Genomic DNA, 8,528 nt, shown 5'->3' with positions numbered 1-8,528 from the left:
GAATGGCGCCCTTCCCCTGCCGGCAATTCCTGACGTTGCTGGCGATTCGCCTCGAGCCACAGGGCCAGGCGCTGCGGCGTCGGGCGAAACGCCGACGCCCGTCGTGGCGATAGCGGGATTGCTGCTGGTGATGCTGTGCGGCTTGGTGTGGTTTCTGCTGCAAAAGCGCAAAACCGCCGATCCCGCGATGACCGAAGAGCAGCGCGAATCGGCGTTGCGGCAGGTCCGGGCCTGGATGCAGCAGGAAGCCCCGCCCGCAGGACTGAAGCCATGAGACCGGAATCCTCTTCCAATGCGCGGCAGGCTGCATTGACCTTGCATGCCATGGCGCCGCACGACGCCGCATGGCTGTTGCAACAACTCCCTGCTATCGAGGCGGCCGAGTTGCAATCCTTGCTGGAGGAGTTGCGCGACTTGGGCATCCCTTCCGACCCGAGGCTTCTTGACGAGCTGCGCCTGGGCGATGCGGCACCACAGGAGTCTGCTCCTGCGGGCCACGCTCATATCGATGAACTGTCCGTCGAAGCCCTGATGTATGCGCTTGACGCGGCACGTGTGGATCTGTTGCTGCCCCTCCTGAAACCTGAACCTGTTGCGTTGCTGGCCTTCCTGCTCTCTTTGAAATCCTGGTCTTGGGCCGATTCCCTGCTGGCGGCACTTGAGACGCACAGGCGGCTCTCTTTGCGCCTGCAGGTCGACAGCCTGGACAGCAGAGCTGGGGCGACCCCAGACCAGGCCGCTCAGCTGCGGCTCGGGCTATTGCGGCGCTTGCTGCGACGCTACCGAACCGTCGAGGCCTCAGCGTCCCCGCAGAACGCGACCAGCGCGCACCGGGGCGGTTTTGCACGCTGGTGGCAGGAACGGCGCCGGTTCTGGTCCAGCATCATTGCACCCATGAGGGCCTACAAGTGAGCCCGGAAGGTTTTGTTATCAGAGGCGCCGTGGAGGGCGCGCCGCTCGAGCTGCGCGTGGCGTCGCGCGCGCCTGCAGTGCTGCCCTTGCAGCGTCCGATGGCCGATAAATCAGCGACCCTGATGACCGGCCGCGCGTTGCAGGAGCCTGATGCGGGCCTCGGACAGGTCCGGCAGGAAGCGCGCACCCTCGGGTACGAGGCAGGCAGGGTTCAGGGTCAAAAAGACGGTTATGAGGCGGGCATGAAACAGGCGCTGGAGCGCGCTGAACAGGAGCGCCATGCGCTTCTTGAAGACCATGAGGCTGGCCAGCAGAAGCTGGTCGATGCGCTGGCAAAGATCAGGCAAATGGCTGATGCGATAGTTGGGCAGAAAAACCGCTTTCTGGATGACRCCGAGGATGACATGGTGGCGCTCGCTTTTGAGGCGTTTTGCCGGGTGCTGGGCGAAACGGTCCCCACCCGGGACATGCTGAAGGCGGGCGTGGTGAACGCGCTCGCCCATTGGCGAGGAAAAGCGGCGCTCGAAATTCACGTCCACCCCGAAGACCTGCAGTGGCTTGAAGCGGATACAGATTTGGGAGCCCGCATCGCATCACAGAGAAATCACACAACGCGGTGGGTTGCCAGCACTGAGGTCGCCTTGGGCGGCTGCATGTTGCGTTCCCCCGAGGGCGCGCTCGACGCCCGCCTTGATGTGCAGGTTGAGGCGCTCAAAACAATGCTGCTTCAGACCCGGGCGACACGCCGAGCGGAGCGCCCGGCATGAACTCCAACCCGGGCTCCCCGGCCGTTTCCGACCTTGCAGGCCAGGCCGCCAGTCCGGGGCTGAGCGCCTATCGAAAAGCTGTGCGGGAGCAGGAACTGATGAGGCGTGTAGGCTGGGTGCGCCAGGTCCAGGGTTTGGCCATCCAGGCGCAAGGGCCGGACGCCGTGGTGGGCGAGTTGTGCCGGATCCGTCCGCGCCTGGCGCCCCATGACCCGTCGGGATCGGACCCGGCAGGCGATTTGTTTTCGGCGAATGCGGGGGTATTGGCCGAGGTAGTGGGTTTGCATGCCGGCCATGTCACGCTGCTTCCTTATGGCTCGCTTCAGGGCGTCAGCGCTGGCGCCGAGGTGGTTGCACTGGGCCGGGCATCGACCTTTGGGGTGGGTCCTGCCCAGATTGGCCGCGTGATAGACGGCTTTGGCGAGCCTCTGGATGGCGATGCGCGGCCTGCCACGGTTCGCGACGTCCCCTTGCACGGCGCGCCCGTCAATCCCATGAAGCGACCGCCGGTTGCCCGCATCATCGAAACCGGCATTCGGGCGATCGACGGCCTGCTTACTTTGGGCCAGGGCCAGCGCGTCGGAATCTTCGCGGGAAGCGGCGTCGGAAAGAGCACTTTGCTCGGCATGATTGCGCGTCATGTCAAGGCCGACATCAACGTCATCGCGCTGATCGGCGAACGCGGGCGGGAAGTCCGGGACTTTATCGACAAGCAGCTGGGGCCCGAGGGTCTGCAGCGGTCCGTTGTTGTAGTCGCTACCGCAGACCAACCCGCACTGGCCCGGATTCGCGCCGCCCATGCGGCCGTCGCGATCGCCGAATACTTCAGGGACCAGGGACGGCAGGTCCTTCTCACCATGGACTCGGTCACCAGGCTGGCGATGGCTCGCCGTGAAGTCGGCCTCTCGGCGGGTGAACCACCCACAGCGCGGGGCTATACGCCCTCGGTGTTTGCCGAGTTGCCGCAACTGTGCGAACGCTTCGGAACATCGGACAGCGGCGGTGCGATCACGGCCTTGCTGACGGTTCTTGTCGAAGGTGACGATTTCAACGAACCCATCTCGGACAACCTGCGCGCCATACTGGACGGCCACATCGTGCTGTCGCGCTCGCTGGCCCATACCGGCCAATATCCCGCTATCGACGTTCTGCAAAGCACCAGCCGTTTGCGCACGGACCTCACGGATGCCGCCGAGCGTGAGCTTGTCAACCGCGTGACCCAGCATATTTCACTGATGGAGCGCAATCGCCAGATGGTGGAGATTGGCGCTTATGAAGCCGGAACCAATCCGCAACTGGACAAGGCTCTGCGGCGTGACACGGCACTTCGAGAGTGGATGACGCAACGGGACGGTGGTTTTGACCGGCCACGTGCGCTGGAGCAGTTGCGGGCCTGCATGGCTGAAGCCGTAGCTGTTCCGGCAGCCATGCCGGGCATCAAAGCGGGAGGCTCGAGATGAATCTGCCGGGTTACAAAAATTCGGGAAAAGGCGATTTGCGCGGGTTCAAATATCCGTTGGAGCCTTTGGCCAGGCGAGCCCAATGGGAGCTTGACGAGCTGAACGGAAAACTTGCCAAAGCGCAGCACGAACTGGCCTCGGCACGGGCCGCGCTGAGCGCCACGAAAAGTCTGCACAGGCAGACATCCGAGAAGCTGGGGCAGCAGCTCCAGGTGCGCCTGGACGCTTCGATGCACCAGGCCGGACTGCTCTACCTGGCGCAGCTGCAGGCTTCGATGGAGAAGATTCAGGCACAAGTGGCCGTGCTGGACAAGGCACGCGATGGCTTCTTGCTGCTGTGCCGGGCGGCCGAAACCCGGCTTGAAGGGTTTCGGTCCCACGAATCGGCCGTCATCGATACTTACGTGCGTGAGCAGTCGCGCCTTCACGCGACAGAAGCCGACCGGGACTGGATGACGCGCGAGGCCTTCAACAGGGCGCCCGCGACCTCCCCGACTGAACCCGGAGGCGGCGCATGAGTTCTCCGTTGTTCCCGCTCCGGGAAGATCCTGGAGCGTTGCGACTGGTGGCCAAGGCTGGGGCGGGATTGCAGCAAGCGGCTGCCGGCGATCAGCCGCAATCGGCCGGTGCCTGGAATCGCGAGATGGAGCGGGCGCAACTGGACACCTGGTTCAAACCGCGACAAGCTGCACCGCGCAGCGACGGTCGGCCCGAAGGCACTACCAGCCAGGCTACTTTGAATTCAGGTGCACAGCGCCCCGCATCGTCCAACAATGCGGTGAAGGCGGACGGACGCAGGGTGACACCGCCTCTGATGGGCGCCGGTCCTGTGCCGAATCGTGGGCCCGGGATACAGGCAGCGGCCCTGATGGTCGTGCAAGCGCCCAAGCCCGAAGCCAGCCGTATGCTTGTCACGGATATACGGGCGGCCAGTCTGGCGCTTGCGCTGGCAGGCGTCTCGCGCCTGAAGGTGGTGGGCTTGGCGCCTMCGACTGATCCCGGGGACATGGCGGATGCGCTCAATGTACCGGCAGGACTGGGCTCACCAAGCGAAGAGGCCGATCTCGATTCGCAGGCGATACGCCTGCATGCCGAATGGCACGGGCACGATGTCGCCGTATGGCTAGGCGTTGATGCCCGAGCCGACTCCGGGGAGGAGCAGCTCGCGCAGCTTCTGCCCCACATCAGAGCCTGCCTTCAGGGGCAGCGCAGCAGGCTTGTCAAGCTGGTCTGCAATGGCAAGACCGTTTTTGAAGTTTCTTCCTCGTTCATTCCAGAGTTTCCTTATTTCACACAGTCCAAGGAGTTTCCATGACTATCTCCGCGATCAGCGCCCCCCCAAGCGGTTCTTCGTCCAACTTGCAGGCCAGCAGCCTGGGGCTCCAGGACTTCCTGAAGGTGTTGTTGACCCAGCTCTCGTACCAGGACCCGCTCAAGCCAATGGACAACCAGGAGTTCATGGCTCAGATCGCGCAGTTCACCGGCGTCGAGCAGACCCAGCAGCTCAACACGAAAATCGAGACCCTGATCAACAACCAGGCAGCCTTGCAGTCGGTGGGGCTGATTGGACGCACCGTCGATGCCACTACCGCCTCGGGTACGCTGACGGGCACCGTCATGGCGCTGTCCCTGCAGGGAAGCTCGCCGGCCCTTAGCGTGAAAACCGCCTCTGGGGCGGTGATCGACGGCATCAGCATCAGCCAGATCGTCGCGGTACGCTAAGGCGCAACAAACATGCACGGTACAAGGGGAGAAAAAAATGCTTGATTCGATCTACGTAGGGATGACCGGTCTGCTGGGGTATTCCAAAGGTTTGCGTGTCATCGCCAACAATACGGCCAACCTGAATACCCCGGGGTTCAAGGGCTCCAGCCTGCAGTTCTCCGACCTCTTTTATTCCAACAGCAATCTGGCCAGTGGCAGTGGTTCGGGCAGCTACGGTGGCTTGGGTTACGGGCTGAATGCGGGCTCGACCGTGCTCTCGTTCAAACAAGGCGAAATTCGCCAAACCGACAATCCGCTGGATATGGCTGTCGACGGCCAGGGGCTGTTCATCCTCAGGGACGCGGAGGGGAAGATCACCTATACGCGCGCGGGCCAGTTCAAATTCAATGGTGACGGCGTGCTCGTGAACCAGGGGGACAACGCGAAAGTCATGGGCCGTGGCTCCGACGGAGGCCTCACCGAAATCAGCCTCGCCGGGCTGAGCACCAATGCGGGAAAGGCTACCGCGAATGTCAAGTTCAACGGCAATATTTCCAGTACCCTCACCGACCAGACTGTCGGCGGCGTACGGGTCATCGATGCGCTGGGCGGCGCCCATACCCTCAGCGTCAAATTCACCAACACGGACGCGACAACAGCTGGAAGCTGGAAGGTTGAATTGCTCGACGGCACCACGGTGGTTGCGACCCGCCAGATTATTTTTTTTGACGGCAAGCCGACCGCAGCGACCTCGAAACTCAGCGTGAGCTATACGCCAGTTGGAAGCGCGGCGATTCCGCTGCTGCTGGACTTCAGCACCGACGTGACCTCCTTTGCGGCGGGCAACCTGTCCACGCTCGCCATGTCTTCGCAGGATGGCGTCACGCCGGGTGCCTTGACCCAGGCCAGTTTTGATTCCACGGGGACCCTGGTGCTAGGTTATTCGAACAGCCAGAGTGTCAAGGGCGCGCGCCTGGCCCTTGGCCGCTTCGACTCGCTGGATGCGGTGGGTACGGTGGGCGACAACCAGTTCAGTGCGCTGGATCCGGAGCACTGGGTGACAGGCAGCGCGGAGGAGGGCGGCTTTGGTTCGATTCGCTCCTCTTCCGTGGAGATTGCCAACGTGGACCTCTCGCAGGAGTTTAGCGACCTGGTGGTGATGCAGCGAGGCTTTCAGGCGAGCTCGCAGGTAATCTCGACGGCCAATGAGATGCTGCAGGAACTGTTTGCGCTGAAAGGCAAATAATGGCCGATGCTTCTGTTGCAGGGAAAGTCCTGGTGTCGGAAGCCGACGCCGCTCCAAAACTCCGCGAGCTCAGGGTATTTTCCACTGACCGGCGCGCACGTGTGAGCGCCACTATTTCAGCGATGCTTATGTCGTGGCGTAGTGCATGGGATTGGCGTGGCAAGAGTCTGGACGCAGAGAGTTTTCAGGTTGTGGTCCGCGGTGCCGTCGATCCGGTGTACGCCGCCTGGAATCCAAAATGGCTGGTTTGCGAGCCTTCCGATCCCGGCGCCGGTTTGCTGAGAATGCGCTGCCGTGCGGGCGATGTTGATGTGGCGGCACCTGAATTCCCGGTGGAGCGTTTTGCCACCTGGCTATGGGGCACGGCGGACGAGCGCCAGTTGCCCGAACCCGCTCCGGCGCTGGCATCTATGGCGGCGGAGATGGCGCGGTCCATGTGGCAGGATTTCCAGCAGCGATGGGCTATTGCCTGTACACCGCCCGGTGCTGTCGCTGGCACGCCGCTGAAGATGGAGGGGCGAACGGTCGACTGGCCGTGCCCGCATGAATTTTCCGGCACTTTGCTGGTCGAGTTCTCCGCCGCGGACCTGCAATGGACGGTGGCGCTGGAAGCGGCCAGCGTGGACGCCATCCTCGCCAAGGCCGGCGAGGAAAAGCCGCGCGCTACGCAGAAACCGTTCAGGCAAGCCGACCGCGTTCGCGTCGATGAGGCCTTGCGCCAACGCACGCTGGCGCTCGATGCCTATTTGCTTCCATGCACCATTTCGCTGGGCGCGCTCCAAGGCCTGCGGGTCGGTGACGTCATCGCGCTTGAGCACCCGCTGGACCACCCTTCACAGGTCTTCTCAGAGAATCGCGAAAAAGTGGCGCATGCCTGGATGACACAAACAAGCGGCTTTAAATCCCTGGAACTCACCGCTACCCCCAAATGACCCTGAGACATAACGTGAATACAGCTGCTGAAAAAATCATGAACCCGCCACCCCAAAACCCTGCTTATTCAAGCGCCGATGCCGAAAAGCCTGACGTGTCGGCTCTTACGGTACGACCGATCACATTTCCCCATGCGCCGGCCAACGACAGGCATCAGCCGAGCGACGCGGCAGCTCCCGAGAAAAAGAACTGGCGGCCCGAGGGTCATGCTGCTCATCCCATTCACCAGGTGAAGGCCACGTTGCAGGTCTACTTGGGATCGGCAACGCTTACGGWGGGCGAGCTGATGTCCGCCGCGAAAAATCAGGTGCTGGTGCTGGACCGGACTGTGGGCCAGCCTGTCGATTTGTTGCTCGAAGGCCAGGTGGTTGCCCGCGGCCAATTGGTGGCGCTGGACGAACATTTCGCGGTTCGCATCACGGAGTTGCCTTTGCCGCTAGATCTTCAAAGTGGCTTGCTGGCTGAAGTCAAGCCATGAGGCTTGCCGGTTTGCTCAAGCGTTTGCCTTATTTTTTCCGCGCCCTGAAAGTGGCGGCGGTTTGCCTGTTGGTCAGCCATGCCACCGCGTTCAGCCAAGGCACGGCTGCATCGGCGGGAGCGTCCTCCGCCTCCGCTGCCACAAGCGCCATCGCTTTGCCCAAAACGATTCCTTTCAAGCAGGACTCGGCCTCGTCGTCCGGCGGTGAGGGGCCGCCGCTGACTGCCATCACGGCGATTTTGGCGCTTGGCTTTGCGGGTTTTGYCATCTGGATATGGCGAAATCGCCGGCCGACTGCCGGCGTTGACGCCGCAAAGCGTTCAAGCTGGTGGGGTGGTGCTTCGTCCAGGGATGTTCTGCTCCATGGGGCGACCCGGCTATCACCCAAGCACAGTGTTCACGACATCGAATGGCGAGGGCGTCGTTTGCTGATCGGCTGTACCGACCAGGCCATGACCTTGCTGTCAGAGCACGCGGTGGTTGAGTCGTCTGCGAGCACCGCCGGACAAAACCATCCCGTTCCGACGCAGCCAGAGGGTGCAACATGAGGCGCTCATCGTTTGCCGCTCTGTTGTTGCGTTGGGTTGCGGGCATCCTCATCGGTATGGTGTCATGGGTGGGCGTGCATGCCCAAGCGACGGATGTCGCGGAAGGTGCGATGAGCGCCGAAACCGCGGTGGTTCGAAATTCGGCTGGCGAGCCTGAGATTCAACTAAAGGCCAGCCCGATGCTGTCCGGAGCGCCGACGCCCACAGCGGCCCGCCGCGCGCCCGCGGTTGCTGTCGCGGCAAGTAAAACACCCGCCACGGAAACCTCGCAAGCCCTGCGTGTCGTGCTCGGCCTGACGGTTCTTGCGATACTGCCGGCGTTGCTGGTATGCCTCACCAGTTTTATGCGCATCATCATCGTGCTGTCCATGCTGCGCCATGCCATCGGCATGCCCGAGACGCCACCCAATACCGCGCTGATCGGCTTAGCCTTGTTTTTGACGATGTTCACGATGTCGCCGGTCCTGCAGAAAATAAATG

The 8,528-nt window shown here is 62.6% G+C and carries 11 protein-coding genes and 1 pseudogene; all 12 read left to right on the top strand.

The window, feature by feature from the left end; all coding sequences use genetic code 11:
* Window positions 1-274: LPXTG cell wall anchor domain-containing protein (locus AC1D1X_RS09695; protein ID WP_477698199.1), on the top strand; the 274-nt coding region annotated here is incomplete at its 5' end.
* Window positions 271-912, top strand: coding sequence for a hypothetical protein (locus tag AC1D1X_RS09690; protein ID WP_477669644.1), 642 nt, complete (start codon window positions 271-273; stop codon window positions 910-912). The genes AC1D1X_RS09695 and AC1D1X_RS09690, both read left to right, overlap by 4 nt.
* The gene (locus tag AC1D1X_RS09685; RefSeq protein WP_477698198.1) at window positions 909-1,679 is read left to right on the top strand and encodes a FliH/SctL family protein; all 771 of its coding nucleotides are present in this window, start codon (window positions 909-911) and stop codon (window positions 1,677-1,679) included. Before AC1D1X_RS09690 ends, AC1D1X_RS09685 begins: the two co-directional genes overlap by 4 nt.
* A complete protein-coding gene (locus AC1D1X_RS09680) occupies window positions 1,676-3,139 on the top strand; it encodes a FliI/YscN family ATPase (protein WP_477669642.1) in 1,464 nt (487 codons plus the stop codon). The genes AC1D1X_RS09685 and AC1D1X_RS09680 overlap by 4 nt, the downstream gene beginning before the upstream one ends.
* Entirely contained in the window at window positions 3,136-3,657 is a 522-nt protein-coding gene (locus AC1D1X_RS09675; protein ID WP_477669641.1) for a hypothetical protein, read from the top strand. Before AC1D1X_RS09680 ends, AC1D1X_RS09675 begins: the two co-directional genes overlap by 4 nt.
* 38 nt (window positions 3,658-3,695) lie before the next feature.
* The gene (locus tag AC1D1X_RS09670) at window positions 3,696-4,454 is read left to right on the top strand and encodes a hypothetical protein (RefSeq protein ID WP_477698197.1); all 759 of its coding nucleotides are present in this window, start codon (window positions 3,696-3,698) and stop codon (window positions 4,452-4,454) included.
* Entirely contained in the window at window positions 4,451-4,861 is a 411-nt protein-coding gene (locus AC1D1X_RS09665; protein WP_477669639.1) for a flagellar hook assembly protein FlgD, read from the top strand. Before AC1D1X_RS09670 ends, AC1D1X_RS09665 begins: the two co-directional genes overlap by 4 nt.
* 37 nt (window positions 4,862-4,898) lie before the next feature.
* A complete protein-coding gene (locus tag AC1D1X_RS09660) occupies window positions 4,899-6,089 on the top strand; it encodes a flagellar hook-basal body complex protein (RefSeq protein ID WP_477669638.1) in 1,191 nt (396 codons plus the stop codon).
* Window positions 6,089-7,021 (top strand): hypothetical protein, encoded by a 933-nt coding sequence (locus AC1D1X_RS09655; protein ID WP_477669637.1) that lies wholly within the window; start codon window positions 6,089-6,091, stop codon window positions 7,019-7,021. Before AC1D1X_RS09660 ends, AC1D1X_RS09655 begins: the two co-directional genes overlap by 1 nt.
* A 38-nt stretch (window positions 7,022-7,059) precedes the next feature.
* The gene (locus tag AC1D1X_RS09650; RefSeq protein ID WP_477698196.1) at window positions 7,060-7,500 is read left to right on the top strand and encodes a FliM/FliN family flagellar motor switch protein; all 441 of its coding nucleotides are present in this window, start codon (window positions 7,060-7,062) and stop codon (window positions 7,498-7,500) included.
* Window positions 7,497-8,048, top strand: coding sequence for a hypothetical protein (locus AC1D1X_RS09645; protein ID WP_477698195.1), 552 nt, complete (start codon window positions 7,497-7,499; stop codon window positions 8,046-8,048). The genes AC1D1X_RS09650 and AC1D1X_RS09645 overlap by 4 nt, the downstream gene beginning before the upstream one ends.
* 110 nt (window positions 8,049-8,158) lie before the next feature.
* A pseudogene (fliP, locus tag AC1D1X_RS09640) lies at window positions 8,159-8,528 on the top strand (flagellar type III secretion system pore protein FliP); the annotation flags it as partial.

The sequence above is a fragment of the Polaromonas sp. P1_G4 genome (genome assembly GCF_056405475.1).
The sequence above is the reverse complement of the archived record's forward strand: the minus strand, read 5'-3'. Positions and strand labels throughout refer to the sequence as shown.

Bases quoted from the DNA above. Each gene is read 5' to 3' on its own strand.
- AC1D1X_RS09690 (WP_477669644.1), top strand. From the start codon at position 271: ATGAGACCGGAATCCTCTTCCAATGCGCGGCAGGCTGCATTGACCTTG.
- AC1D1X_RS09680 (WP_477669642.1), top strand. From the start codon at position 1,676: ATGAACTCCAACCCGGGCTCCCCGGCCGTTTCCGACCTTGCAGGCCAG.
- AC1D1X_RS09675 (WP_477669641.1), top strand. From the start codon at position 3,136: ATGAATCTGCCGGGTTACAAAAATTCGGGAAAAGGCGATTTGCGCGGG.
- AC1D1X_RS09665 (WP_477669639.1), top strand. From the start codon at position 4,451: ATGACTATCTCCGCGATCAGCGCCCCCCCAAGCGGTTCTTCGTCCAAC.
- AC1D1X_RS09660 (WP_477669638.1), top strand. From the start codon at position 4,899: ATGCTTGATTCGATCTACGTAGGGATGACCGGTCTGCTGGGGTATTCC.
- AC1D1X_RS09655 (WP_477669637.1), top strand. From the start codon at position 6,089: ATGGCCGATGCTTCTGTTGCAGGGAAAGTCCTGGTGTCGGAAGCCGAC.